This window comes from Humibacillus xanthopallidus (genome assembly GCF_006716675.1).
In the GTDB taxonomy this organism is placed as follows: domain Bacteria; phylum Actinomycetota; class Actinomycetes; order Actinomycetales; family Dermatophilaceae; genus Humibacillus; species Humibacillus xanthopallidus_B.
The window spans coordinates 43,746-70,227 of the sequence record NZ_VFPM01000003.1 but is presented as its reverse complement, the minus strand read 5'-3'; the positions used below and the strand labels follow the sequence as shown (position 1 = coordinate 70,227).

Here is a 26,482-nt window from a genome sequence, read left to right as displayed (position 1 = left end):
TCCTCCCGTGCCCGATCCCGCGGGCAGCCGGGAGGAGGCGGTGATGACGCTCACCCCGCTCACGGTGCCGCGAGACGGCGTGCCCGATGTCGTCGTCGACGAGCGCGTCCTCTCGCGAGCCGCCGACGACATCGCCCGTGGCACCGGCCCGGTCGCGATCGACGCAGAGCGCGCCTCCGGCTACCGCTACGGCCAGCGCGCCTACCTCGTGCAGCTGCGGCGCGAGGGCTCCGGCACGTGGCTCATCGACCCCATGGCCGTGCCCGACCTCTCCCCCGTCGGCGAGGCCCTCGGCGACGCCGAGTGGATCCTCCACGCCGCCACCCAGGACCTGCCCTGCCTCACCGAGGTCGGCCTGCGTCCCCAGGCGCTCTTCGACACCGAGCTGGGTGGGCGCCTCGCCGGCCTGCCTCGGGTGGGGCTCGGCGCCATGGTCGAGTACTACCTCGGGCTCTCGCTCGCCAAGGAGCACTCAGCCGTCGACTGGTCCGTCCGCCCGCTCCCCGAGCCGTGGCTGCTGTATGCCGCCCTCGACGTCGAGGTGCTCGGTGACCTTCGTGACGCGGTGGCGGCCGACCTCGAGTCGCAGGGCAAGGCCGGCTGGGCGGCCGAGGAGTTCGAGCACCTGCTCTCGTTCTCCGGGCCGGAGCCTCGCACCGACCCGTGGCGCCGCACGTCCGGCATGCACAGGGTGCGCGGCCGGCGCGGCATCGGCATCGTGCGCGCCCTCTGGGAGTGGCGCGACGCGCTGGCCCAGCAGCTCGACGTCTCCCCCGGACGCGTGCTGCCCGACGCGGCCATCAGCGAGATCGCGATCGCGAACCAGCGTGCGACGACCGCGCCACGACGCATCACGGTGACCGAGCCGCGGCTGTCGCGGTCGGTGCGCCGCCACCAGGAGGCGATCGTCGAGGTCGTCGCGGCGGCCCTCGCGCTGCCGGAGGACGACCTGCCGGTCGTCTCGCTGCCGCCCTCGGGGCCACCACCGCCCAAGGCCTGGGCAGACCGCGACCCCGTGGCGGCGGCTCGGCTGGCCCGGGCCCGTGAGCTGCTCATCGCCGTCTCGGCCGAGCTCGCGGTCCCCGTCGAGAACCTCCTGACCCCCGACCTGCTGCGCCGCTACCTCTGGGAGGGGCCGCCCGCGCCCACGACCGAGGAGGTCGCGGCATCGCTGCGCGAGCTCGGCGCGCGGCAGTGGCAGACGACGATCACCGCGCCGCTCATCTCCCTCGCCTGCACCGAGCACCCCGCCACCTGACGGCCCCACCCCCATCGACAAAGCACTCCGTCGGCGTGCCTTTCTGACCTAGGGCAATCGAGAGAGCAGTTCGTCGCCCTTTCCTGGGTCCGCGCGGGCCGCTCGACGGGCGACGAACTGCTCTGTCGATTGGGGAGGAGGTGCGCTCGCGATGGACCGGTGCTCGGCTGCGGCGACGAACTGCTCTTTCGATTGAGGGTGCGCGTGAGGATGCTCACCCGAGGGGTCGTTGGACCGGAAGTTACCGGGAAGTAGGATCGGAGGCGGTGGCCAGCACGGCCATGCCCGCCGGCAGTGACGTCGGCCCGGGCTCCCGAGCGATCCAGGAGGCATCGTGCCCCGCGCACTCAATGAGGTCGTCTTCGTCGACGGCGTCCGCACGCCCTTCGGCAAGGGGGGCGAGAAGGGCATGTATGCCCAGACCCGCGCCGACGACCTCGTCATCCGGTGCATCCGCGAGCTGCTCCACCGCAACCCGAGCCTGCCCAAGGACCGCGTCGAGGAGGTCGCCATCGCCGCGACCACCCAGATCGGCGACCAGGGGCTGACCCTCGGGCGCACCGCCGCGCTCCTCTCGGGCCTGCCCAACACGACGCCCGGCTACTCCATCGACCGGATGTGTGCCGGGGCCATGACCGCCGTCACGAACACGGCGAGCTCGATCGCCTTCGGCGCCTACGACATCGCCATCGCCGGCGGGGTGGAGCACATGGGCCGCCACCCGATGGGCGAGGGGGTCGACCCCAACCCCCGCATCCTCTCCGAGCGGATCGTCGACCCTGACGCGCTCGTCATGGGCAAGACCGCCGAGAACCTCCACGACCGGTTCCCGCAGCTGACCAAGGAGCGTGCCGACGCCTTCGCCGTCGGCAGCCAGGACAAGCTCGCCAAGGCGTATGCCAACGGCCAGATCCAGCGCGACCTCGTGACCGTCGCGACGCGACACGCGGAGCTCGGATGGGGTCTCGCGACCACCGACGAGCCACCGCGTCCCGGCACGACCGTCGAGGAGCTCGCCGCCCTCAAGACCCCCTTCCGCGCTCACGGCAACGTCACCGCGGGCAATGCGGCCGGCCTCAACGACGGCGCCACTGCCTGTCTCCTCGCCTCGGAGCAGGCCGCCACGGACCTCGGCCTGCCGGTGCGCATGCGTCTCGTCTCCTACTCCTTCGTCGGCGTCGAGCCCGAGGTCATGGGCGTCGGCCCCGTGCCGGCCACCGAGAAGGCCCTCGCCAAGGCCGGCCTCTCGATCGCCGACATCGGCCTCTTCGAGCTCAACGAGGCCTTCGCCGTGCAGGTCCTCGCCTTCCTCGACCACTTCGGCATCGCCGACGACGACCCGCGCGTCAACGAGTACGGCGGAGCCATCGCGACCGGGCACCCGCTCGCCAGCTCGGGCGTGCGACTCATGACCCAGCTCGCGCGCCAGTTCGAGGAGCACCCCGAGGTGCGCTACGGCCTGACCGCCATGTGCATCGGCATCGGCATGGGCGGCGCCGTCATCTGGGAGAACCCGCACCACGCGGACTACTCCCCCACCGCCATCGCCGCGACCACCGAGGAGTCCGACAAGTGAGCACCACCACGACCGAGAAGCCCACGGCAGCAACCGATTTCGCGTCCGAGGTCGTGACGAGGACTCTCGTCCACGACGTCGCCCTGCCGGACGGGGCGGGCACGCTTGCCCTCATCACCCTCGACAACGGCTTCGACCACACGAAGCCCAACACCTTCGGCCCCCGGTCGATCGCCGGCCTCGCGACCACGGTCGAGCACCTGCGCGAGCGCGCCCAGGCCGGCGAGATCGTCGCCGTCGCCGTCACCGGCAAGCCGTTCATTTTCGCGGTCGGCGCCGACCTCACGGGCGTGCCGTTCATCGGCTCGCGGGACCAGGCGCTCGAGGTCGCCCGCGCCGGCCACGCGGCATACGCCGCCTTCTCCGACCTGCCCGTGCCGACCTTCGCCTTCGTCAACGGGGCGGCCATGGGCGGTGGCGTCGAGCTGGCGCTGTCGGCCACCTACCGCACCATGAGCGCGGGCGTCCCGGCGGTCGCGCTGCCCGAGGTCTTCCTCGGCCTCGTCCCGGGCTGGGGCGGCTGCTGGATGCTGCCCAACCTCGTCGGCATCGAGAAGGCGCTCAAGGTCATCATCGACAACCCGCTCAGCCAGAACCGCATGATGAAGGGCGTCGAGGCCTTCCAGCTCGGCATGGCCGACGCGCTCCTCGAGCCGGCAGACTTCCTCGAGGAGTCGATCGCCTGGGCTGCCAAGGTGATTCGCGGCGAGATCACCGTGGAGCGTCCCGAGGTCGACCGCGACGAGACGACGTGGAGCGCGGCGATCGCCAGGGCCAAGGGCCTCGCCGACGTCAAGACCGGACGTCAGGCCAGGAGCCCGTATGCCGCCCTCGACCTGCTCGCCGCCGCGCGCACCGCGACCCGCGAGGAGGGCTTCGCCGCCGAGGACGAGGTGCTCGCGGACCTGCTCATGAGCGACGAGCTGCGGGCCGGGCTCTATGCCTTCGAGCTCGCGACGAAGCGCGCCAAGCGACCGGCGGGCGCGCCGGACCAGTCCCTCGCCCGCCCGGTGACCAAGGTCGGCATCGTCGGCGCCGGGCTCATGGCGAGCCAGCTCGCACTGCTCTTCCTCCAGCGGCTCCAGGTGCCGGTCGTGCTCACCGACATCGATGACGAGCGGGTCGCCAAGGGCGTCGGCTACGTCCATGCCGAGCTCGACAAGCTCGCGGGCAAGGGCCGGCTGAACCCCGACAAGCTGAACCGCTACAAGGCCCTCGTCACGGGGGCGACGAGCAAGGACGGCTTCGCCGACGCCGACCTCGTCATCGAGGCGGTCTTCGAGCAGATGTCGGTCAAGCAGCAGGTCTTCGCAGAGGTCGAGGCCGTCGTGTCGCCCGAGTGCGTGCTCGCGACGAACACCTCGAGCCTGTCGATCGCTGAGATGGCCTCGCAGCTCACGCACCCCGAGCGGGTCGTCGGCCTGCACTTCTTCAACCCGGTCGCCGTCATGCCGCTGCTCGAGATCATCCCCGGCGAGCGCACCGACGACGCCACGCTCGCAACGGCGTTCGCCGTCGGCAAGGCGCTGAAGAAGACGTGCATCCGCGCGGCCGACCGTCCCTCGTTCATCGTCAACCGCCTCCTCGGCCGCTTCATGGGCGAGGCCGCGAAGATCCTCGACGAGGGCACGCCGATCGAGGTCGTCGACCGCGCCTTCGCCGGTCTCGCGCCGATGCCGCCCTTCGTCCTCATCGGGCTCGTCGGGCCGGCCATCGCGCTGCACAACGGCGAGACGCTCGTCGCGGCGTTCCCCGACCGCTTCTACGCGTCGCCGACCCTCCAGCGGATCGTCGCCGCCGGCAAGCGCGGCTTCTACGACATGAGCTCGGGCCGCCCGGTCCTCGACCCCGAGGTCGCCGAGCTCATCGAGAAGCCGGCCGAGCCGGTGGTGCTCGAGCTCCCACAGGTGCGCGAGCGGGTGCTCACCGTCCTCGCCGACGAGACGCGTCGCATGCTCGACGAGGGCGTCGCGCAGGCCCCGATGGACATCGACCTCGCGATGATGACGGGCGCCGGCTTCCAGATGTGGAACGGCGGCATCACCCCACTGCTCGACCGCACGGGAGTCGCCGAGCGCGTCACGGGCTCGCGCTTCCTGCCCCAGGGCGTCGCGAACGTGCGCCGCTGAGCGTGCGCCGAGCGGGCGCTGGGCGGGCGCTGAGCCCTCCCCACCGACCCCCCGACTCCTTCACGACGACCCCTCCACGGGCGCGCCCCGGGTGCGACGGCACCCGGGGCGTCAGGCCGTCCGGCACCCAGCGCGGGAGGGCGGCATACCCCCGTTCGGGTGGGGTCGAGGGCGCGTCGACTTGCCATAACTCATATATGAGTTAACCTCGACGGCGTGACCCAGACCTACCTCACCCGGATCGGCGGCCTCATCCGCGACGCCCGACGCCACAAGGGAATGACGCAGAGCGAGCTCGCCGAGCTGCTCGGCACCTCCCAGGGCGCGGTGACGCGCATCGAGCAGGGCAAGCAGAACCTCAGCCTCGACATGCTCGCCAAGATCGGCGACGCCCTCGACTCCGAGTTCGTCTCGCTCGGCCACTCCGGCCCCCAGCACCTGCGCATCGTCGGCGGGCAGAAGCTCAGCGGCTCGATCGACGTCAAGACGAGCAAGAACGCCGCCGTCGCCCTCCTCTGCGCCTCGCTGCTCAACCGTGGCCGCACGACCCTGCGCAGCCTCGCCCGCATCGAGGAGGTCAACCGCATCCTCGAGGTGCTCGCCTCGATCGGCGTGCGCACCCGCTGGCTGCCCGGCACGAGCGACCTCGAGATCATCCCGCCGGAGACGCTCGACCTCGAGCACATCGACGTGGACGCGGCCCGGCGCACCCGCACGGTCATCATGTTCCTCGGCCCGCTCCTCCACTCGCACGAGAGCTTCCAGCTGCCGTATGCCGGTGGCTGCGACCTCGGCACCCGCACCGTCGAGCCCCACCTGGCGGCGCTGCGCGCCTTCGGGCTCGAGGTCACCGCGACGCACGGCTTCTACGAGGCGAAGTCGGACCGCTCGGTCAACCCCGAGCGCGCCATCATCCTCACCGAGCGCGGCGACACGGTGACCGAGAACGTCCTCATGGCCGCCGCCCGCCACGCGGGCACGACGGTGATCCGCAACGCCAGCCCCAACTACATGGTGCAGGACCTCTGCTTCTTCCTCGAGAAGCTCGGCGTGCGCATCGAGGGCATCGGCACGACGACGCTGACGGTGCACGGCCTCGCCGACATCGACGTCGACGTCGAGTACTTCCCGAGCGAGGACCCCATCGAGGCGATGAGCCTGCTCGCCGCGGCCGTCGTCACCGACTCCTCGATCACGATCCGCCGCGTGCCGATCGAGTTCATCGAGATCGAGCTCGCGACGCTCGACGGCATGGGAATGAAGTACAACCTCACGCAGGAGTACGTCTCGGGCAACGGCAAGACGCGGCTCGTCGACATCACGACGATCCCCGGCCCCCTCCACGCGCCCACCGACAAGATCCACCCGATGCCCTTCCCGGGGCTCAACATCGACAACCTGCCGTTCTTCGCCCTCATCGGGGCCGTCGCCGAGGGCAGCACGATGATCCACGACTGGGTCTACGAGAACCGCGCGATCTACCTCACCGAGCTGACGAAGGTCGGCGCGAAGGTCCAGCTGCTCGACCCGCACCGCGTCATCGTCGAGGGACCGACGCGCTGGCGTGCCGCCGAGGTCGTCTGCCCGCCGGCGCTGCGTCCGGGGGTCGTCGTCCTGCTGGCGATGCTCGCCGCACCGGGCACGTCGGTGCTGCGCAACGTCTACGTCATCAACCGCGGCTACGAGGACCTCGCCGAGCGTCTCAACGCCCTGGGAGCGACGATCGAGGTCTTCCGCGACATCTGAGGCCGCGATCTCGGGCCTCCTGGGCTGGTGGCGAGCCCTGCAGCCATGCGCCCTCAGCGGGGAGCCCGGCCCAGCTCCAGATGGCGCGTCGACGTGTGGCGCGCGAGGGGGGTCGGGCTGGTCGGCACTGCCGTGACCGGGGAGGCTCCGCTTCCGCTGTCGTCGCTTCCGCCGCTTCGGCGCGGGTGGTCCTTGCGGTACTGGTTGACGACCTTCTGGAACTGCGTCCACGCGGCCTTGCTCGGATCTGCCCTGAAGTTGGTCGATGCCCACAGGATGTTCATGAGTTCCCCCTCGACGCGGCCCTCGAAGAGGTGGAACTCGTAGAGGTACTTCGTGGTCTCACCGTTGAAGTGGTGCAGGAACAGGTCCACGTCACCGTGCTTCGCCGCGGTGACGGTGTGTCTGAAGGTGACGACCTCTCCGTCGGTGCTGCGCATCGTGAACGTGTGGCACGTCTTGGCCTGGGCGGCGTTCTCGGCCATCACGTCGCGGGCCTCGGCGACCGTCGGGTAGGACTCGGCGACCTCCTCGAACCAGGCCGACTTGTTCGACATCGAGACGTCCGCGAACGCCTCCGGACTCGGCGTGTGGGCGTTGAACATCGTGATGCAGGACCGGTCGCCGGAGACGTACTCCCCCACCAACGAGATGTCGAGGCCCCCGGTGGTCGAGTAGTCCCCGGAGTCGGAGAAGTCCGCGGAGTAGGACTTGGCGAGGACCTTCGTGGCCAACGAGGTCTCGAGCACCGAGGCCGGCACGATGACGTCGGCGGCGACCGTCGAGGTCGGCGAGGGACTCGATGGCGTCTCGGACGAGCTCGACGATGGGGGCCATCCGGACGCTGTCGAGGCTGTCGAGGCGTCGCCGGCGGAGCCCGGGACAGCCTTACCGCACGCCCCCAGCCCGGCCGCCAGCCCGGCCGACAGGACGACGGCCAGTACGGCCGCCGGCGCCCCTGCTGCTGCACGTGTTCGGCCCGGCGTCCTCCTGGATGCCTCCTCCGGAAGTCCTGCGTCTCGCCCTCGAGGCTGACCTTAGGAGGACGTGACAACGCACGACAGAGGCATTGGTCCCCGTTCGGCGTGTCTGTCACAGCACTCGGCGATCCGTGAAGCGTGGTGCAGCGGCTCAGAGTGCAGCCCGGGTGCCGCAGGCCGCGGTCCCGGGCCGCAGGACCCCTCGCTCACCGTCCCATCTTCACCTGCTTCTCGGTGCCGAGGCTCGCGAACTCGAGGTCGGCCGCGCTGAGGGCGCCGTCGAGGGAGCCGGTGGCCAACGCCTCACGGTTCGTCCACAGGACGTGGAGCCTCGTCATCGAACCTCCGATGGTGACGTGCTCGTTGTAGGAGCCCTTCATCATCGCCCCCTGGCCGGACCACGTGACGTTGACGTCGACGGTGGTGTCGGTGCAGTCACCGACGAGCTCGCCGTTCTCGTCATAGGTGCACAGGGTGGCCGGCAGGTCTGTCGCGGAGAGCGAGGCGCTACCGAGGCGCTTCGCGTCGATCGTCAAGGCGAATCCTGTCGTGACGTCAGCGTTGATGCTGGTCGTCGTGCCCCCGTTGGTGCCGACCGTGTGCCAGAGGTGCAGCTCGGACCCGGACCCCCACAGGGACTTCACCGCCGACACCCCGGACGCCCAGTACTGGTCGCCCGACTCCTTGAACCAGTTGGCCTGGGCGGATGCCGTGTTCGATCTGACGTGTGTGACCGGTGAGCTCGCAGCGCCGGCCGTGCCGGTGAAGCCCAGCAGGCTCACTGCCGCTACTGCAGCCACAGCTAATGCACGTTTCATGTCGCGTCCTCTCGTGTGCACCGAAAGGGGCCGCGGGATGGTGCGTGAGGCCCCTCTTGACCTAGCCCTTCCATGACAGCGGGTATGCGTGAGGAGCGTCAGTGCCGAAAGTCCTGATTGTGCTTCTTTGTCGGCAGGTCCCGGGCCATCTGGTGGTGCCGGGTCCTCCAGAAGGGCCGGTCGGCCCAGCGGAGCTCGGTGCCGTAGATGTGGCGGGCCGTCTCGCGGTAGGCCGACCACACCGGCTCGAGGGAAGGGGCGGCCTCGGGGCTCGCTCCGGCCTCTGGCTCCACGGCTCGCGCCACCGCCTCGGCCGAGGTGAGTCCCGTGTAGAGCGCGTGGAAGAGCCCCTGCGACGACAGCGGGTCGAAGGCCATCGCCGCGTCACCGACGGCGATCCAGTCCGGTCCGGCGACCGTGGGCATCCGGCTCGTGCCGGCAGCGCACACCCGCAGGCTCGTGCCCTCCTCGAGACGAGAGTCGGCCAGCTGCTCGGTCAGCCCTGCCGAGACAGCGGCCCGCTGCCCCAGTGTCGCGCCGACCGTCCTGACGTCGACGACCTCGGGGTCGGTGTGGAAGGCAAGCAGGCGTCGACCACCCGGCACGGGCGCGGTGAACCACCACCCGTCGGCAGCGCTCTCGACGTAGGAGGTGCCCTGGGCCGCATGCCGCACCGGCAGGAGCGTCCACACGCAGACGAGGCGGTCGACGACGGTGCGGTGCCGGCCGATGGGAGCCAGCAGCCTCGAGCCGCGACCGCTCGCATCGGCGAGGAAGCGAGCGCGCACCTCCAGCCGTGACGTCGCACCCCCGGTGCCGACGCGCAGCCTCCAGCCACCCTCATCGTGCCCGATGACGCCGGCCCGACCGTCGAGGACCACCGCCCCCCGAGACAGGGCACCCGAGAGCAGCAGCTCGTCGAAGGCCGTGCGGTCGAGGCTCCAGCCGGCTCCGTCGAGGTCGCGCAGGGCGTCCTGCACGAGCAGCTCCGGGCCGCCCCAACGGCTGAGCCGTGCGTGGCAGGGAGGATGGCCCTGCGCGACGAAACCGTCCCAGGCGCCCAGCTCACGCAGCAGCCGTGCGGCCGCACCGGGAAGGGTCTCACCGAGCCCAGGGCGGCCGGTGCCCCGCTCCCGTCCCGGCGCGCCGCGGTCGACGACGAGCACCCGGAGCCTCGAGCCGGGACGGATCGCCAGCCCGGTCGCCAGGGCGGCACCGGCCGGACCACCGCCGACGACCACGACGTCGGCATCGAGGACGGTCATCGTCGACAGCTCAGGTGCGAAGGCCGCCGGGGAAGCGTCGCACCTTCTCGATGCCGGACACGTCGACGTCTGCGGCCGAGCGCCCCACCCGGTGACTGGCGCCGAGCGAGCTGAGGGCGGGAGCCCCGGAGGCGTCTCCCGTCGCCGCACCGGTGCGCGCCTCGATGGCTGCGGCGTCGTCCCCGCTCTCGACGGGGATGAGCCGGTGGCTGTCCTCCACCTCGATGACGGCCGGGAACGCGCCGTCGGCCGGGCCGGGCAGCACCTCCACGACGCCGAGGTGGTCGAAGGCGCGCACCATGTTGTTGATCTGGCTCGTGTAGCTGTCGGCGCCGAGGGGCTCGATCCACGCCGCCCGGTTGGCGAAGGCCGCCGCCCGCTCGTCCGGTGAGCGCGACTCGTCCATGACGACCTCGTAGTTCTCGCGGGTCAGCACCTGGTTGGGCACGCGAGCCGGCCAGAAGGTGGGCACGTAGGGGTCGTAGGCCGTCGAGTAGCCGGACCGGCAGCTGGCCGTGTCGGTCTGCCACGGCACTGCCATCCAGCGGGTGATCGAGCCGGGCTCCTGCGCGCAGAGCGGCCCGTTGGGGATCGTCACCGAGTCCGAGGTGAGGACGGCGCCCAGCGTGGGCGGCTCCCAGCCCGGGGCCGCGTGCGCGAAGCGGAAGGGCGCGAGGTACATCGTCGCTGCGCGCACCGGCCAGGTCATCTCACAGCCGGGGTGGAAGGCGTCGGCCAGGCAGAACTCGAGGGCGGCCCTCGTGAGCATGTCGCCCTGCTCCTCGACCGGCAGGTCGTCGACGGTGCGCGGCCCACGCCGCGGGAGCGTGACCTCACCCCCGCCACCATCACCGTCGAGCCCGTCGAGATCGAGGTCCGCATCGAAGCAGCCCTCCGCCCACTGCTCGAGCATCCACATCTGGGTCGCTGTCAGTGCCGCGTTCTGGCGGGGCGACGACACGGGCGGGATGTTCATGGCGTCGCCGTAGAGCCACGGCCAGGGCTTGGGCGACATGCCGTCGACGTCGAAGTCGCGGAACGACCGCGCCACGGTGCGACGCACCTCGCGGTGGGCAGGCAGCGGGCTCGCGAGCCGGGCCAGGGCTGCAGCAGACGTGAGGTCGAGGGCGCCGTCGAAGCCGAAGCCAGCAGCAAAGCCGGCATTGACCCACTGGAGGCCGGAGAGCCGCTCGAAGAGGGGCAGGATGTCGTCGCGGAACGACGGGCGGGCGGGCCGCGCCAGGGTCCCCGCCTGGATGGCCACGTCGCGCATGAGGTCCCACATGGTGCGCACCGACGTGCGCTGGGGCGCGTAGTTCGGGGGCGCCACGACGACCCACGACGGGATCACCTCGAGCGGGAGCCCGTCCAGGGTCACCGTCGCCGTGACCGGCCCGTCCGAGACGTCGTCGTGCCATCCCTCGTTGTTGGCGAAGGTGATCGCGCGGCTGCCGTCGGACGACGCCGAGCAGCCACTGCCACCGAGCACGACGAGCCGGCCGTCGTCATCGGTGCGGATGTCGCCGAGCGGAACCGGCGTGCCCATGAAGGCGCCGCCGTCGAAGGGCACCGGTCCCTCGCCCCGGCCGGAGACCGACCGGCGCCCCGGCCGGATCTCGAGGGTCGACCGGTCGCTCACCGTCGGGTTGCGCAGGGTCGTGGCCGGCGCGGAGCTGGCCTCGGGGATGTCGAGGGCCAGCTGGAAGCCGTACCAGGAGGACTTCGTGTTGGCGAGCTCGACGTGCCACGTCAGCTCGACGTCGGTCTGGGCGGGGGTGAGCTCTCGCACGATCGTCCCGAGCGCGTTGACACCGAAGATCCGGAACCGGGCGCCCTGCCGCTTCAGCCGGCCCTCCGCGTCGCGGTAGGAGCCGGGCGGCAGCGGGTCGGGGTCGACGACCTCCGGCCCGATGACGTACTCGTCAGGGCTGTTGCCCACCCGCGCGATGCCGATGGCGGGGTGGATGACCGCCTGGACGATGCAGTCGTCGACGTCCGACGGTGCCGTCCCGGTGGGCCGAGCCACGGTGGGGTCGGTCAGCGGCTGCCCGTTGGCGGTGTGGCGCAGAGCCGCCCCCGCGGCATACACCTGCTGGCGGACCGCGGCGATCGAGGACTCGGCGACGGGTGCGTTCTCCGCGGGCACCCGCCAGATGTTGAATGCGAGGCTCTGCCCGTAGTCGCACTGGCCCCGCGCGTCGACGTCCTGACGGGCGAGCACGAGACGGGCGACTGGGACGTAGGGGCTCGCCTCCTCCGGCCACGGCACGGTCGCCCGGTCGAGCGGCATCGCGACGGGGTCGGTGCGCACCTGGACCGAGAGCACGAGCGCGTGCTCGCGCTCCCTCAGCCGCCGCGCGAGGTCGGTCGCGAGGTAGTCGGGGTCGTCGTCGGGGATGTTGACCGGCGGGGTCTCCGGGTCGAGGCGGTACTTCACGATCTCGCTGCCGAGGTGGAAGGGCAGCACGCCCCAGTAGCTCGCGGTGAGCACGCTGCTCTCGGGCGCGGTCATGTCGTCGAGGATGCGCTGCGTCTCGGGGTGGGCCGCGAGGTAGCCCGGGTAGTCCTGCTGCACGACGCCGGCGTAGGTGAACTCGACCATCTCCTTCGCGTCGTCGACGAAGAAGACGTCGTGGTTCTGCAGGACGAGGTCTGCCGTTGCGCCGTCCTCGCCGAGCGCCGTCACGCCGGGGATGCCGAAGAGCTTCACGCCGATGCCGAGCGTCGTGCCGAGGTCGGCCGTCGTGGGGCTCGCATCGCTCGAGAACCGCACCCACGCATCCAGCCGGTCGTGCGCGAGGAAACCGACCCGCCACTCCTCCGGCACGGAGTCGAGGCGCTCGAGGCGCCCGTGCGCCACGCCGTGCACCTTGCGGAAGACCGCCCGCTCCGCGGGGACCTGGCCGGTCGCGATGCGCCGCGCCTGCCCCGTCCTCACGAACATGTCGGTGAGGCGCTCGGTCGCAGACCCCGGGTCGTCGAAACAGGGCGGGACCGGGAAGTCCTGGTCGTCGGTCATCTCGGGTCTCCGATCGCGAGGCGGTGCTGCGATCGTTTCCCGCCCCCGTCCGAAGCGAGGTGATTTGACCAATTCTTTGCCGACTCCCGAACATCGCCATACGCACGACGTCAGCGGCCGGCGGACACCGCGAACGGCGGCTTCGGCGCCTCCGTGGCCATGTCGTCGGGCGCCACATGACTCCCCCGCTTTTGTGGGTGTCGGCCACACAGGGGGTTCCGTGCGCGCTCCCTAGTCTTCCCGCATGCCCGACGCCCGCCATGACGCTCGCACCGATGCTCGCGAGGACGCGCCGCCCGACCCTCACCGGGGTCCAGCCGCCGTCAACGCCCCGATCGACCTCACCGGCCGGACCGCCCTCGTCACGGGTGCCGCGAGCGGCATCGGTGCCGCCATCGCCGTCGCCCTCGAGGCCGCCGGAGCCAAGGTGCACGCCGCCGACCGCGACGAGGCGGGGCTCGCCAGACTCGCCGGGACGACCTCGATCAACCCCCTCACTGCCGACCTCAGCGATCTCGACTCCCTCGCGTCGCTGCCGACCGACGTCGACATCCTCGTCAACAACGCCGGCATCCAGCACGTCAGCCCCATCGAGGACTTCCCGCTCGAGCGCTTCGACCTCATCCTCGACCTCATGCTCGTGGCGCCCTTCCGCCTCATCCGCCAGAGCCTCCCCCACATGTATGCGCAGGGCTGGGGCCGCGTCGTCAACGTCTCCAGCGTCCACGGCCTGCGCGCCAGTGCCTTCAAGGCCGCCTACGTCACGGCCAAGCACGGCCTCGAGGGCCTGTCCAAGGTCGTCGCCCTCGAGGGCGCACCCCACGGCGTGACGTCGACGTGCATCAACCCCGCCTACGTGCGCACGGCCCTCGTCGAGAAGCAGATCGCCGACCAGGCCCGCACGCACGGCATCCCCGAGGCCGAGGTCATCGCCAGGGTGATGCTCGAGCCGGTCGCCGTCAAGCGGCTCGTCGAGCCCGAGGAGGTCGCCGCGCTCGCCCTCTTCCTCTGCGGACCGGCCTCGGCGTCGGTGAGCGGCACGTCCTTCTCGATGGACGGTGCCTGGACCGCTCACTGACCCCCTGCCCGAGGCCCTTTCCGGGCGCCCGACTGCCTAGGATCTGCGAGTGCCCACCGACAGCCAGATCGACGCCGAGGCCGCCGAGCAGGTGATGACCCTGCTCGAGCTGCTGGCGTCCGGCGCCCCGGTGGCACAGATCGCCGCTGCTCCTGCGCCCGCGGCGGCGCGTGACCTCGCCCTGCGCATCACCCAGACCCGTGAGGTGCACCAGCAGCGCGAGGCGGGGCTCGCCGCCCTGCTCGACACGGCGCGCGAGCTGTCGACGGCCGACGACCCTGGCGAGGTGCTCGACGCCATCGTGCGACGAGCCCGGAGGCTGCTCTCCACCGACCTCGCCTACCTCACGCTCTACGACCCAGAGGCCGGCGACACCTTCATGCGCGCCACGGACGGCTCGGTGTCGGCCGCCTTCCAGTCGGTGCGCCTCGCCCTCGGCGCCGGACTCGGCGGCCTCGTCGCCTCGACCCGCAAGCCCTACTGGACCGCCGACTACTGGTCCGACGAGCGCTTCCGCCACACGAGCGCCATCGACGGCGCCGTCGGGGAGGAGGGCATCATCGCGATCTGCGGCACCCCGCTCATCGTCGAGTCCCACTTCGTCGGCGTGCTCTTCGCCGCCAACCGGTCATCGCGCCCCTTCACCCGTGAGGAGGTCGCCCTCCTCGGCAACCTCGCCACGCTCGCGGCCGTGACCCTCGTGCAGACCCGCGCCCTCGCCGACGCCGAGAACGCGCTCGCCGCCCTCTCCGAGGCCCACGAGACCGTGCGGCAGTATGCCGCCGGCATCGAGAAGGCGGCCGCCGCGCACGACCGCTTCGCCTCCCTCGTGCTCCACGGAGGTGGCGTCGACGACATCACCCATGCCCTCGCCGAGCTCCTCGGCGGCTGGGCCGTGCTCGTCGACGAGGCGGGTGAGCGGCGCAGCTCGGCCGGCCCCGCTCCCGATCCCGACGACTCGGGTCGTGGGCCCTTCGAGCGCCTCGACGCGCTGCCCGGCCTCGCCTCGGGCCGGCTCGTCGAGCGGGACGGCATCTACGCCGTCGCCGTCACCGCGGCCCGTGAGCGCCTCGGCACGATCTACGTCGGGTCCGTCGGAGCCCTGGGTGACTCCGACCACCGCACCCTCGAGCGGGCCGGGGTCGTCACGGCCCTCGTCATGCTCTTCGAGCGGCAGGCGGCGGATGCGCGGCAGTCGGCCCGCAACCGACTCGTGAGCGACCTCGTCGCCGCGCGCGGCTCGACCGAGGAACGCATGCAGCTCGCTGGGGCAGCAGGCTTCGATGCGCGACGCCCCTTCTGCCTGCTGGTGATTCGCGGTGACAGCCCGTCGGGCCACCGGGCGCTGCTCATCTCGGCCAGCGCCGCCAGCGGGCCCGGCGCCCTCGTCGGCTCCCACGACGGCGATGTCGTTGCGCTCGTGCCCGATGACGAGAGCGACGACGCGGCCAGCTTGGCGAAGGCCGTCGCCGCGCGCATCGGCAAGCGCACGTGTGTCACCGTCGCGGGCGTCGGGCCGATCAGCGACCTCGCCCGCATCCCCTCCGCCCACGAAGAGGGCGCCCGCACCGTCAGTGCGCTCATCGCCCTCGGCCACCGGGGCATCGGTGCAGCCGCCACCCAGCTCGGGTTCGCCGGGCTCATCGTCGGCTCGGACCCCGACGTGGACGCCTACGTGCAGCGCCTCCTCGGGCCGCTGCTCGACTACGACGCCCGCCGCGGCACCGACCTCGTCGGCACCCTCGCGGCATACTTCGCGGCCGGCAGCAGCCCGCGACACGCGGCCGGCACGCTGCACGTGCACGTCAACACCGTGTCGCAGCGCCTCGAGCGCATCTCGGCCCTGCTCGGCGAGACGTGGCAGCAGCCCGACGACGCGCTCGAGCTCCAGCTGGCCCTACGCCTCCGAGCCCTCCAAGCCCCCCGCTGACCACGCTGACGACGCTGACGACGCTGACGACGCCGACGACGCTGACGACGCCGACCAACGCCCTCGGGTGGCCGCGCAATCCCAGCCGGCGTGAGGCGGCTGAAGCAGCGCGGCTCTTCGAGGGGCGGGCGGCAGGTCAGGCGCCGAGCTGCCGGTCGATCGCGTCGGCGACGGCGGTGTCGCCGAGCACGATGTCGTAGTGGTTGGCGTCGACCTCGGTGACCCGGACCTGCTCCGGCACGTCGAGCGCTGCCAGCCGCGCGGGGTCGTAGAGGCCCTGCGGCTCGTCGAGCAGCCCGCGGCGAGCCCACAGCAGCTCGACCGGGACGCCCTTCGCGGCCAGGTGGCGCACGGCGGCATGGGCCTGCGGATCGGCGAGCACGTCGGCCCCGTCGGCCCGCACCGCCTCGAGGACGCAGGTGCTGCGCCACTGCCCGACGCCGTCGTCGACGAGGTCATGCTCGATGTAGCGGCGCGCAGCCTCCCCACCCGGTCCCCGCAGCACCGGTCCGAGCGCCGGGTGCTGGGCCCAGAAGTCGAGATAGGCCTGCGGGTCCGCGAAGCGCATCGAGAGCCGGTCCATGGCGGGGCCGATGACCGCCTTGAGCGTGGCGTCGATGTCGAGGTCCGGCGCCACGGGGAAGGCCAGACCGCCGTCGACGAGCACGACCCCCGTGAACCGGTCGGGGTGCAGGTCGGCGGCGAGGGCGGCGACGAAGGCCCCCATCGAGTGACCGACGAGGACCGGGGCCGCGGCGAAGACCGACGCGATCGACGCCAGGTCGTCGGCGTGCACGCGAAGGCCGTAGGGCCCGGGGGCGCTGCGGCTGTCACCCCGGCCGCGGAGGTCGGGCGCGAGGAAGCGCACCGCCCCGGACCCGTGCCGCCGGTCGACCTCGTCGGCCACCCGCTGCCACGACAGACCGTTGGCCGTGATGCCGTGAGCGGCCAGCACGACGGGGGCATCAGGGCGGGCCGCACCGACCGTGAGGTCGTGGATGGCGAGATGACCCTCCGCGAGCTCGATGACGAATGTGGACTCCGTGCTCACGAGGAACCAGCCTTCCGGATCAGCCTGCCGCCGAGGCCGGTGAGGCCCGAGGGTGCGAAGTAGACCACGACGATGAACAGCACGCCGAGGATGAACAGCGGCTGCGAGAGTACCTGCCGCACCACCTCGGGCAGCGGCTCGAGCCATGCAGCCCCGCTGACCTCGACGAGCCGGGCGTCGGCGTAGGCGTAGAGGAACCCCCCGAGCAGGGCACCCCACCGGCTGCCCGCACCGCCGAGCACGACCATGACGAGGAGCGACAGGGTGAACTCCGAGGTCGTCAGGTGCGGGTTCGAGCCGCCGAGCACGAGGGCGTGGACGATGCCGCCCAGCGCGCCGAGCACCGAGGCGACGACGATGGCGAGCAGCTTGACCCGGTAGGTGCCCAGCCCCAGCACCGCAGCCCGGGACTCGTTCTCGCGCACGGCCGCCATCGCCCGACCGGCACGGGAGCCGATGAGGAGCGTCACGACGACCCAGGCGAGCACGACGAAGCCGAGCGCGAGCCAGTAGCGGTAGGGCGCGTTGGCCACGCCGACGAGCAGCGCTGGCACGGCGTCACGGTCGAGCACCTTCCCCTCCTCGCCGCCGGTCACCCCGCCCGGGTTGCGCATGACGATGATCGAGGCGGCTTGGGCGAACGCGAGAGTCACCATGGCGAATGCGATGCCGCCCACGCGCAGCGCCACCGCCCCGACGACGAGCGAGAGCACCGTCGAGGCGATGAGGGCGAGGGCGACCGCCGCTGGCAGGGGCAGCGACCACGTCGAGAGCGAGATCGTGAGCAGATAGCTGCCCGACGCGACGAAGAGCGCGTGCCCGAAGCTGAGCAGGCCCGTCCGCCCGAAGAGCACGTCGTAGGACAGCGCGATCCCGGCGACGACGAGGCAGGTGGCGAGCAGCTGCATCGAGCCCGGCCCGTTGACCCGACCCGGCAGGATGCCCGGCAGCTCGGCGGCCACGTAGGGCAGGTACGCGAGCACCCCCAGGACGACCAGCGGCAGCACGACCTTCCACGGTCGACGCCGGCGGCCCCGTGCCACCTCCGGCTCAGCGGTATGCCGGGTGGCCGGCTCCGCGTCCTCGGGCGCCTCGGTGAGGTGGCTGGCCTGGGAGGTCATGCGCTGGCTCCCTTCAGGGACGACGGCCGCAGGAGCAGCACGAGGGCGAGCAGGAGCACGACCGACAGGTCACCGACTCCGCTCGCGGCGTAGTAGTTCGCCAGCTGCTGGACGAGGCCGACGACGACAGCGGCGACGGCGGTGCCGGTCAGCGACCCCATCCCGCCGATGACGACGACGATGAAGGCGTAGATGAGGAGGGACCCGCCCTGACCGGGCGAGACGGCACCGGCGTACTGCGAGTAGAGGACCCCTGCGAGCCCGGCCGCCGCTCCCCCGATGGCGAAGACGATCGTGAAGGTGCGCTGCACGTCGATGCCGAGGGCTTCCACCATCGTGCGGTTCTCGACGCCGGCGCGGATGACGAGACCGAGCCGCGTGTAGCGCAGGAGCGCGAGGAGTCCGGCGAGCAGCATCAGCGCGACGGCGATGTAGACGAACCGGTCGTTGGGCAGCCGCGCCCCGAGGATCACCGTGGTGCCGCTCATCCACGCCGGCGTCTCGACGGGACGCGGGTCAGCGCCCCAGATGCCCTGTGCCGCAGCGACTCCCGCCAGTGAGAGGCCGACCGTCACGAGCACCTGCTGGATGTGGTGGTGGTAGAGCGGCCGGATGAGCACGACCTCGACGACGAGGCCGATGACCGCTCCGACGAGCACGGCCACGACGACGGCGACGGCGAGGCGCGCCCCGATGGGAAGGGACTGCGGCAGGTCGCTCATCGTCAGCCACCCGGCATACGCGCCTGCGGTCATGAAGACGCCGTGGGCGAAGTTGAGCACCCCCATGAGTCCGTAGATGAGGCTGAGCCCGCTCGCGGCGAGGAAGTAGAGCGCGCCGAGGCCGAGGCCCGTGACGAGGAGAAGGAGCAGGTCGCTCACGCCGCGCCCTTCCGCCGCATCGAGACCCCGAGCAGCTCTCGCGTGAGCGCCGGGTCGGCCACGAGAGCCGCCGCGTCCCCGTGATGGACGACCCGGCCGGCGTCGATGACGACGACCTGGTCGGCGATGCGTCGCACGAGCGGGAGGTTCTGCTCCACGAGGAGGAGCGGCGTCGTGCGCGCGACCTCGGCGAGCACGTCGGCCACCTCGGTCACGAGCTTGGGGGCGAGGCCCTTGGTCGGCTCGTCGATGAGGAGCAGGTCGTTGCGCCGGAGGAGGACCCGCGCGAGGGAGACCATCTGCTGCTGGCCGCCCGAGAGGGTGCCGGCCTGCTGGTCCCCGCGCCCGACGAGGTCGGGGAAGAGCTTGGCGACGACCGGGGCATCGACGCCTCGGTCGGGGTCCACGAGGCGCAGGTTCTCATCGACGGTGAGACCGCCGAAGACCTCGCGGTCCTCCGGCACGTAGCCGATGCCCCCGCGAACGATGCGCGAGGTGCGCTGGGACTGGATCTCGTTGCCTCGCAGAGTTATTCGACCGGTGCGGGGGGCGAGGCCGATGATGGCCTTGAGCGTCGTCGTCTTGCCGACGCCGTTGCGACCGAGCAGGGCGGTCACTCCCGTCGCGGGCACGTCGAAGGTGACGCCCTGGAGGACGTGCGAGCCGCCGTAGCGCACGTGGAGGTCCGCGACGGAGAGGATGGCTGCGGCAGGTGGTGTGTCGTTCACAGTGCTTCTCCCAGGTAGGCCTGCTGGACCCGCTCGTCGGAGGTGACCTCGGCCGGCGCCCCGACGGCGAGCAGCTCGCCGTGGTGGAGCACCGCGACGCGGTCGGCCAGACCGAGCACGACGTGCATGTGGTGCTCGACCATCGCCACGGCCACCCCGGAGTCACGCACCTCGCCGATGATCTCCGTGAGGCCGTCGACGTCCTCGGCCGAGACCCCCGCCATCGGCTCGTCGAGCAGGAGGGTGGAGGGTGAGGAGGCGAGCGCCATGGCGAGCTCGAGCTTGCGCCGGTCGCCGTGCGACAGGTCCCTGGCGAGCGTCGCCCCGCGACCCGGCATACGGACCCGGGCGAGCAGGTCGTCGACGCGCCGGCCGGAGGCCGGCCCCGCGGCCCGGAACGGGCTGAACGGGGCCGGTCCGGCTGCCTGGACGGCGAGCCGCACGTTCTCGCCGGCAGTGAGGCCGTCGAAGAGCGCCGAGGTCTGGAACGAACGGGCGAGGCCCATGCGGGCGCGAGCCGTCGCGCTCGACCTCGTCACATCCCTGTCCTGCACCGTGATCCGGCCCGAGCTGGGCCGTGTCACGCCGCTGAGGATGTTGACGAGCGAGGACTTGCCGGCGCCGTTGGGGCCGATGATGCCGAGCAGCTCACCGGTGCCGACGGTCAGCGAGACGTCGTGCAGGATCTGGGCGCCGCCGACCTTCCAGCCGACACCGGTTGCGGAGATCACGTCGCGTCGCCGCCGGTCACTTGAAGGGGGTGACGGGAGGCGCCACAGCCTCGGCCGAGAGCGTGTCGACGAGCTGCGGCACGACGTTGCTGCCCTCCTTCTCGAGCGAGGCGGTGAACATGGGCTGGAGGAGGGCGTGGTCCTCGGGCCGGATCGTCAGCTGCCCCTTGGGTCCCTCGAAGCTCCAGCCCTCGAGAGCCGAGACCATGGAGTCGACGTCGCCGCCCGCCTCGAGGGCGTGGACGATCATCTGGCCAGCGACGAAGCCGTCGTTGGTGAAGAGGTCGACCGCCCCGCCCTCGGCCTTGAGGCCCTTGTCGAGCGCCTGGTACGCGGCGTTGTCGGCCGCCCCCTCGAAGAAGTGGGACAGGAAGTTGATCTTCGTGCCGACCTCGCCGAAGAGCGCGTGCGTGGGCTTGATGTCGAGGCCGGTGACGACCTTGGTCGTCTCGAACACCCCCTGCTGCCCGAGCGTGGTCCACATCGCAGTGGCGTTGGCGCCTGCCCAGGCGACGAAGAGCAGGTCGGGGGCGGCAGTCTTGACCTTCGTCGCGAAGGGCGTGAGATCCGTTGCGGCTGCGGGCACTTCGACGGAGTCGACCGTCGCACCCTTGGCGCCGAGCACCGCGGTGACGGCCGCGACGTTGGCCTTGCCGAAGGCGCTGTCCTGCGCCAGGACGGTGACCTTCTTGCCCTTGACGTCGCCGAGCATCGAGCCTGCGGTGGCGACGTCCTGGTAGGTCTGCCGACCGGAGCGGAAGGTGTACCTGTTCGCGCCGGTGACGGCGTCGGCTGCGGCCGGGCCCGAGATGAAGAGGACCTTGTTGTCCTCGGCGAGCGGGGCGACCTGGAGCGCCACGCCCGACGACGTGGAGCCGGCGATGATCGTGTTGCCCTGGCCGATGAGGTCGGTCGCCGAGGCGACAGCCTTGGCGGGATCGCCTGCGTCGTCGGCCTCGGTGATCGTGATGGCCCGACCGCCCACGGCGCCCGTGCCCTTGGTCGCGTAGTCGATACCGACCGTGAGGCCTTGGCGGTACTGCGTGCCGTAGGTCGCGAGCGGCCCGGACTTCGAGTAGACGAGCCCGACCTTGAACGGCCCCCCGGATGCGCCACCGGACGCGGCAGCCGTTCCGTCGCCCGCAGGGGCGCCGGGCTGGCCGGGCGAACCACACGCCGCGACCGACAGGGTGATCAGTGCGCTCGCGAGCGCAAGGCTCCATCGCTTGGACACCGGTGTCCTCCACCTCTGGTGGGCGCTCGCGCCTTTGCTGCAACGAGATTCGTTGACGCCCAACCGTTTCGGCGAAAGTAGTTGAGCCTCCCGCAGACCGTGGTGGGAGCCGGAACCACAAAGACCGAGCCCGCATGTGGCACGCCGCCACCCTGGACGCCCAGAGCTTGATGCACCGAGGTGTCACAAGACCGGCAGCTGTCTCGTCTGTAAGGGGGTACGCAGGCAACGAGAGAAGGAGCGCGAGATGAGGGTTCTGGTGGCAGGTGCGACGGGGGCCATGGGCCGACAGCTCGTCCCCCGCCTGGTGGCAGCCGGGCACGAGGTCCACGGGATGACACGCAGCGAGTCGAAGCACGCGCTCCTGCGTGGTCTGGGGGCGGTCCCGGTCGTGGCTGACGCCCTCGCCCCCGAGGAGGTGGCGCGGGTGGTCGCCGAGTCGCGCCCGGAGGTGGTCGTGCACCAGCTGACCGCCATCGGGCCGATGGACATGAGGCACTTCGACCGCGCCTTCGCCCAGACCAACCGGCTCCGGACCGAGGGCACCGACCACCTCCTGTCGGCTGCCCGGGCGGCCGGCGTGAGGAGGTTCGTCGCCCAGAGCTTCTTCGCCGGCTACGACCGGGTCGGTGGCCCCGTGAAGACCGAGGACGACCCGTTCGGCACCGCACCGCCGCCCGGCATGGAGCAGACCGTGGCCGCGATCCGGCACGTCGAGGACAGCGTGCTCGCCGCGTCGTGGACCGAGGGTCTCGTGCTGAGGTACGGAGGCTTCTACGGCCCGCACACCTCGCTCGGCCCGGACGGGGAGCAGACCGAAGCCGTCCGGCGGCGGAAGTTCCCGGTTGTCGGGGACGGTGGCGGGGTGTGGTCGTTCGTCCACATCGCCGACGCGGCTGAGGCGACGGTTGCCGCCGTGGAGCAGGGCGCACCGGGGGTCTACAACGTCGTCGACGACGAGCCGGCGAGCGTGGCGACGTGGCTGCCGGTGCTCGCCGAGGCGCTGGGGGCCAAGGCGCCGATGCACGTTCCCCGGCTGGTCGGTCGGCTTCTGGCGGGCGAGACTGGCACGGTGATGATGACTGAGCTCCGGGGCGCGTCGAACGCCAAGGCGAGGCGCGGTCTGGGCTGGACCCCGGCGCACGCCACGTGGCGTGACGGCTTCCGCGAGCTCGGTGAGCAGGTGCGCGCCGAGGGCGGTGCGGCGGCGTGACCGCCGAGGGTGGCGTGCCCGCGGCAGCGCTCGACCGGGAGCAGCTGCTGGCGTCGCTGCGCCCCGTGGCCTTCGGGATCGCGTACCGCATGCTCGGCAGCGTCACCGAGGCGGAGGACGTCGTCCAGGAGGCACTGCTCCGGGTGCACCGTTCCCTCGAGGCGGGCGAGCAGATCGACTCTCCGCGAGCGTTCACGGCCACCGTCACCACGCGGCTCGCCATGGACGAGCTGCGCTCGGCGCGAGTGCGTCGTGAGCGCTACGTCGGCGACTGGCTGCCGGAGCCCATCCTCACGGATGGCCGGGGCGCCGACGAGGACCCGGCTCGGCAGACGGAGACCGCCGACGCGCTTTCCATGGCGCTGCTCGTGCTGCTCGAGAGCCTGTCACCGGAGCAGCGGGCGGTGCTGCTGCTCCACGATGTCTTCGGCTACGGCTACGGCGAGGTCGCGACGATCGTCGGCAAGGGCGAGGCAAACGTGCGCCAGCTCGCGGTGCGTGCCCGACGCCACGTCGAGGAGCGCCGGCCACGCTTCACGACGACCCCGGCGCAACAGAGCGACCTGGCGAGCCGGTTCTTCGCGGCAGCCCGGACGGGCGACCTCGCCGGTCTCGAGTCGCTCCTCGCCCACGACGTCGAGCTGGTCGGAGACGGCGGTGGCAAGGCGCCGTCGCTCGCGCGCTCGCAGCACGGCCGCAGCCGGGTCGCTCACACGCTCACCAACTGGCTACGCGCGCTGCGCCACCTGCCCGAGATGGAGATCCGGCTCGCCGAGGTCAACGGCGATCCTGGCGCGATGTTCCTCGTCGAGGACCGGCTGCTGGCGGTCTGGGCCCTCGACATCCGGGACGGCCAGGTCGCGGGCGTCCGCGCGGTCGTCAACCCCGACAAGCTCGCCCACCTCGGGCCGGTCGGTGACGCGGGCGCCCTCATCCGCCGGCTGGGTGGCGCCCGCCCAGACAGCTGAGGGCTGTCAGCGCCTGCGGTCGGCGACGACCCACGAGGCGGCGGCGCTGACTGCCGCCACGACGAGGACGGAGGGCCAGGCGCCGACCTTCTTCGCGAGGGGGTGCGAGGCCGCGAAACCACCGAGGTAGACAGCGGCAAGGCCGGCGGCGCCGGCTCCCCCGGCCGTGGCGACCCACGTGCGGCCGGCATAGAGCCCGGCTGCGGCGAGCACGACGCCCCCGAGGGGACGGATGCCGGTCTCGCGGGCGGCGACGTAGCCGCCGACGAGCCCGAGGGCTGCGATGGGGGCCGTCGTCACGTCTGCTGCGTCTCGAAGCTGCATCCCCCGATCGTAGGCAGCCGTCCTGTGCCGGGCCCGGGCCGGGCCCCTGAAGGGGCGGCGCTGAGCCGCCGGCCTCCCGTCAGAGGCGCGGCTCGAGCTCGGCGACGAGCTGGTCTGCGGTGAGTCCGAGGTCCTCGAGGATCTGGCCCCGCGACGCGTGCTCGAGGAAGCGCTTGGGGATGCCGTAGGTGTGCACCGGCACCTCGACCTCGGCGTCCCGGAGCGCACGGGTGACCGCCGACCCGACGCCACCGCTCACGAGGTTGTCCTCGACGACGGCGACGACCCGTGCCTGGCGGGCGAGCGCGACCACGTCGTCACTCACCGGCACGACCCAGCGCGGGTCGACGACCCGGACGGTGCGGCCGTGGGCGGCGATCTTCTCCCCGGTCTCCGTCGCGAGGCCGGCGAAGGCCCCGACGCCGACGACGAGCAGGTCGACGTCCTCGCCGGCGTTCTCGAAGAGCACGTCGACGTCACCGGCCGAGCGCACGGCGACGAGCGGGTCCGCGACGTCGCCCTTGGGGAAGCGCAGGACGGTCGGGCCGTCGGAGACGTCGAGGGCCTCGCGCAGCTGCTTCTTGACCTGGTCACCGTCACGCGGCGCCGCGAGGCGCAGCCCCGGCACGATCGAGGTGAGCGTCATGTCCCACATGCCGTTGTGCGAGGCGCCGTCGCTGCCGGTGACGCCGGCCCGGTCGAGCACGAACGTCACGCCGGCCTTGTGGAGGGCGCAGTCCATGAGCACCTGGTCGAAGGCCCGGTTGAGGAACGTCGCGTAGACGGCGACGACGGGGTGCAGGCCGGCATACGCGAGGCCGGAGGCCATCGTCACGGCGTGCTGCTCGGCGATGCCGACGTCGAAGACGCGGTCGGGGTAGGCGGCGGCGAAGCCGTCGAGCCCGACGGGGATGAGCATCGCCGCGGTGATGGCGACGACGTCGGGCCGCTCGGCCCCGATGGCCACCATCTCCTCGTTGAACTCGTCGGTCCAGATGCGCCCGGCGACCTCGAAGGGCAGGCCGGTCTCGGGGTTGAACTTGCCGACGCCGTGGAACTGGTCGGCCGCGTCGTCGATGGCGGGCTGGTAGCCGCGGCCCTTCTGGGTGATGACGTGCACGATGACCGGTGCGCCGAAGTCGCGTGCCTTGGCGAGGGCGCGCTCGACAGCCGGCTCGTCGTGGCCGTCGACCGGGCCGATGTACTTCAGGCCGAGGTCCTCGAACATGCCCTGCGGGGCGACGATGTCCTTGATGCCCTTCTTGACGCCGTGGAGGGTCTCGAACATCGCACCGCCGACGACGGGGGTCTTCGCGAGCGAGCGCTTGCCCCAGTCGAGGAAGCGCTCGTAGCCACGGGTCGTGCGCAGGGTCGCGAGGTGGTCGGCGAGGCCGCCGATCGTCGGGGCGTAGGAGCGCTCGTTGTCGTTGACGACGATGACGAGCGGCAGGTCCTTGTCGACGGCGATGTTGTTGATCGCCTCCCACGCCATGCCGCCGGTGAGGGCGCCGTCCCCGATGACCGCGACGGTGTGCCGCCCGGTCTCGCCGCGCAGACGGCGTCCCTTCGCGATGCCGTCTGCCCACGAGAGGGCCGTCGACGCGTGCGAGTTCTCGACGACGTCGTGCTCGGACTCGGCGCGGCTCGGGTAGCCGGAGAGGCCGCCGCGCTTCTTCAGCTTGCTGAAGTCGTGCCGCCCGGTCAGCAGCTTGTGCACGTAGGCCTGGTGCCCCGTGTCGAAGACGATCGTGTCGGTCGGGGAGGTGAAGACTCGGTGGAGCGCGATGGTCAGCTCCACGACTCCGAGGTTGGGCCCGAGGTGGCCACCGGTCTTGGAGACCTCGGTGACGAGGAACTGGCGGATCTCCTCGGCCAGAGGTGCCAGCTGGTCCTCGGGGAGCGCCTTGAGCGCCGCAGGGCTCGTGATGGTCTCCAGCAGGGCCACGCTGCCTCGTCCTCTCGCTACGGGTGGGTCGATCGAGTCTAGGGTGAACGCCCGCCGTCACGGAAACGTGCGCGAGGGCGAGGCGCTGTCGCGGGTGTCACAGCCGGGGGGCGAACACCTTGCCCTGGAGCGCCTCGTGGAGCAGGTGCGTGGAACGGGAGGCCGCGCGCAGCCGCATCCCCTCGGCCTCGATCTCGCCGAGGATCTCCTCGAGCGCGTCGGCCGGCACGTGCGGGCCGACCGCCACCCGCGCCTCCCGCCACGCGTCTCGCATGGCGACGACCTGCCCGTCGAGGTGCCGACCGGCCAGCCAGGCGAGCGCGATCGGGTGCCGCCGCCACCCGGCATACCCGCGGTAGTCGGGCGGGCACTGGTCGAGCAGCCAGAGCACGGCGCGATCCTCCCAGCCGGGGGTGTGCGCCGGCGGCACACCCTTCGGCCAACCGGGTGGGGTGTGCGCAGTCATGGCTCCAGTGTGCCTCCCCTA

The 26,482-nt window shown here is 71.8% G+C and carries 21 protein-coding genes; 8 read left to right on the top strand and 13 right to left on the bottom strand.

The annotated features are described in order from the left end of the window. The first annotated feature begins 7 nt into the window (after positions 1-7). The 4 genes from FBY41_RS15485 (at position 8) to FBY41_RS15470 (ending at position 6,709) form a co-directional block, all read left to right on the top strand. On the top strand, positions 8-1,258 hold the full coding sequence (locus FBY41_RS15485; protein WP_260439826.1) for an HRDC domain-containing protein: 1,251 nt from the start codon (positions 8-10) through the stop codon (positions 1,256-1,258). Positions 1,259-1,592: 334 nt separating this feature from the next. Then, positions 1,593-2,834: a thiolase family protein gene (locus FBY41_RS15480; protein WP_141845210.1), complete on the top strand. Its 1,242-nt coding sequence runs from the start codon at positions 1,593-1,595 to the stop codon at positions 2,832-2,834. Further along, positions 2,831-4,963, top strand: a complete 2,133-nt coding sequence (locus tag FBY41_RS15475) for a 3-hydroxyacyl-CoA dehydrogenase NAD-binding domain-containing protein (protein ID WP_141845209.1) — start codon at positions 2,831-2,833, stop codon at positions 4,961-4,963. The genes FBY41_RS15480 and FBY41_RS15475 overlap by 4 nt, the downstream gene beginning before the upstream one ends. A 216-nt stretch (positions 4,964-5,179) precedes the next feature. After that, positions 5,180-6,709, top strand: a complete 1,530-nt coding sequence (locus FBY41_RS15470) for a helix-turn-helix domain-containing protein (protein WP_141845208.1) — start codon at positions 5,180-5,182, stop codon at positions 6,707-6,709. 53 nt (positions 6,710-6,762) lie between these two features. On the opposite strand, the gene FBY41_RS15465 is transcribed toward FBY41_RS15470, so the two are convergent. The 4 genes from FBY41_RS15465 to FBY41_RS15450 all read right to left on the bottom strand — a co-directional run bounded on the left by FBY41_RS15465 (position 6,763) and on the right by FBY41_RS15450 (position 12,791). Beyond that, on the bottom strand, positions 6,763-7,470 hold the full coding sequence (locus FBY41_RS15465) for a hypothetical protein (protein WP_141845207.1): 708 nt from the start codon (positions 7,468-7,470) through the stop codon (positions 6,763-6,765). A gap of 425 nt (positions 7,471-7,895) precedes the next feature. Then, on the bottom strand, positions 7,896-8,471 hold the full coding sequence (locus tag FBY41_RS15460) for a hypothetical protein (protein ID WP_185749098.1): 576 nt from the start codon (positions 8,469-8,471) through the stop codon (positions 7,896-7,898). 134 nt (positions 8,472-8,605) lie between these two features. Then, complete coding sequence (locus FBY41_RS15455) at positions 8,606-9,772, bottom strand: NAD(P)/FAD-dependent oxidoreductase (protein WP_141845205.1); 1,167 nt, start codon at positions 9,770-9,772, stop codon at positions 8,606-8,608. 10 nt (positions 9,773-9,782) lie between these two features. Further along, positions 9,783-12,791, bottom strand: a complete 3,009-nt coding sequence (locus FBY41_RS15450; RefSeq protein ID WP_141845204.1) for a LodA/GoxA family CTQ-dependent oxidase — start codon at positions 12,789-12,791, stop codon at positions 9,783-9,785. A 244-nt stretch (positions 12,792-13,035) separates the two neighbouring features. On the opposite strand from FBY41_RS15450, the gene FBY41_RS15445 reads away from it, so the two are divergent. Together FBY41_RS15445 and FBY41_RS15440 are read left to right on the top strand one after the other, a co-directional pair. Further along, complete coding sequence (locus FBY41_RS15445; RefSeq protein ID WP_141845203.1) at positions 13,036-13,869, top strand: 3-hydroxybutyrate dehydrogenase; 834 nt, start codon at positions 13,036-13,038, stop codon at positions 13,867-13,869. A gap of 49 nt (positions 13,870-13,918) precedes the next feature. Beyond that, entirely contained in the window at positions 13,919-15,799 is a 1,881-nt protein-coding gene (locus FBY41_RS15440; protein ID WP_260439825.1) for a helix-turn-helix domain-containing protein, read from the top strand. A gap of 136 nt (positions 15,800-15,935) precedes the next feature. Here the strand turns inward: FBY41_RS15440 and FBY41_RS15435 are convergent, their stop codons facing one another. Genes FBY41_RS15435 through FBY41_RS15410 form a run of 6 tightly spaced genes read right to left on the bottom strand, consistent with a single transcriptional unit; the run spans position 15,936 to position 21,545 of the window. Further along, positions 15,936-16,850: an alpha/beta hydrolase gene (locus FBY41_RS15435; RefSeq protein WP_260439824.1), complete on the bottom strand. Its 915-nt coding sequence runs from the start codon at positions 16,848-16,850 to the stop codon at positions 15,936-15,938. Next, on the bottom strand, positions 16,847-17,971 hold the full coding sequence (locus tag FBY41_RS15430; RefSeq protein WP_260439823.1) for a branched-chain amino acid ABC transporter permease: 1,125 nt from the start codon (positions 17,969-17,971) through the stop codon (positions 16,847-16,849). Before FBY41_RS15430 ends, FBY41_RS15435 begins: the two co-directional genes overlap by 4 nt. Continuing rightward, positions 17,968-18,852 (bottom strand): branched-chain amino acid ABC transporter permease, encoded by an 885-nt coding sequence (locus FBY41_RS15425; protein WP_141845201.1) that lies wholly within the window; start codon positions 18,850-18,852, stop codon positions 17,968-17,970. The genes FBY41_RS15430 and FBY41_RS15425 overlap by 4 nt, the downstream gene beginning before the upstream one ends. After that, a complete protein-coding gene (locus FBY41_RS15420; RefSeq protein ID WP_185749097.1) occupies positions 18,849-19,580 on the bottom strand; it encodes an ABC transporter ATP-binding protein in 732 nt (243 codons plus the stop codon). Before FBY41_RS15420 ends, FBY41_RS15425 begins: the two co-directional genes overlap by 4 nt. Next, on the bottom strand, positions 19,577-20,311 hold the full coding sequence (locus tag FBY41_RS15415; protein WP_141845200.1) for an ABC transporter ATP-binding protein: 735 nt from the start codon (positions 20,309-20,311) through the stop codon (positions 19,577-19,579). The genes FBY41_RS15420 and FBY41_RS15415 overlap by 4 nt, the downstream gene beginning before the upstream one ends. 16 nt (positions 20,312-20,327) lie before the next feature. After that, on the bottom strand, positions 20,328-21,545 hold the full coding sequence (locus tag FBY41_RS15410; RefSeq protein WP_141845199.1) for a substrate-binding domain-containing protein: 1,218 nt from the start codon (positions 21,543-21,545) through the stop codon (positions 20,328-20,330). 247 nt (positions 21,546-21,792) lie between these two features. On the opposite strand from FBY41_RS15410, the gene FBY41_RS15405 reads away from it, so the two are divergent. Next, positions 21,793-22,758 (top strand): NAD-dependent epimerase/dehydratase family protein, encoded by a 966-nt coding sequence (locus FBY41_RS15405; protein ID WP_141845198.1) that lies wholly within the window; start codon positions 21,793-21,795, stop codon positions 22,756-22,758. Continuing rightward, positions 22,755-23,726, top strand: coding sequence for an RNA polymerase sigma factor SigJ (sigJ, locus tag FBY41_RS15400; RefSeq protein WP_260439822.1), 972 nt, complete (start codon positions 22,755-22,757; stop codon positions 23,724-23,726). Before FBY41_RS15405 ends, sigJ begins: the two co-directional genes overlap by 4 nt. Before the next feature lie 6 nt (positions 23,727-23,732). On the opposite strand, the gene FBY41_RS15395 is transcribed toward sigJ, so the two are convergent. The 3 genes from FBY41_RS15395 to FBY41_RS15385 form a co-directional block, all read right to left on the bottom strand. Further along, the gene (locus FBY41_RS15395) at positions 23,733-24,050 is read right to left on the bottom strand and encodes a hypothetical protein (protein WP_141845197.1); all 318 of its coding nucleotides are present in this window, start codon (positions 24,048-24,050) and stop codon (positions 23,733-23,735) included. A 79-nt stretch (positions 24,051-24,129) separates the two neighbouring features. Further along, the gene (dxs, locus tag FBY41_RS15390) at positions 24,130-25,995 is read right to left on the bottom strand and encodes a 1-deoxy-D-xylulose-5-phosphate synthase (RefSeq protein ID WP_141845196.1); all 1,866 of its coding nucleotides are present in this window, start codon (positions 25,993-25,995) and stop codon (positions 24,130-24,132) included. Positions 25,996-26,092: 97 nt separating this feature from the next. Next, the gene (locus tag FBY41_RS15385) at positions 26,093-26,461 is read right to left on the bottom strand and encodes a hypothetical protein (protein WP_260439821.1); all 369 of its coding nucleotides are present in this window, start codon (positions 26,459-26,461) and stop codon (positions 26,093-26,095) included. Between the last annotated feature and the right edge of the window lie 21 nt (positions 26,462-26,482).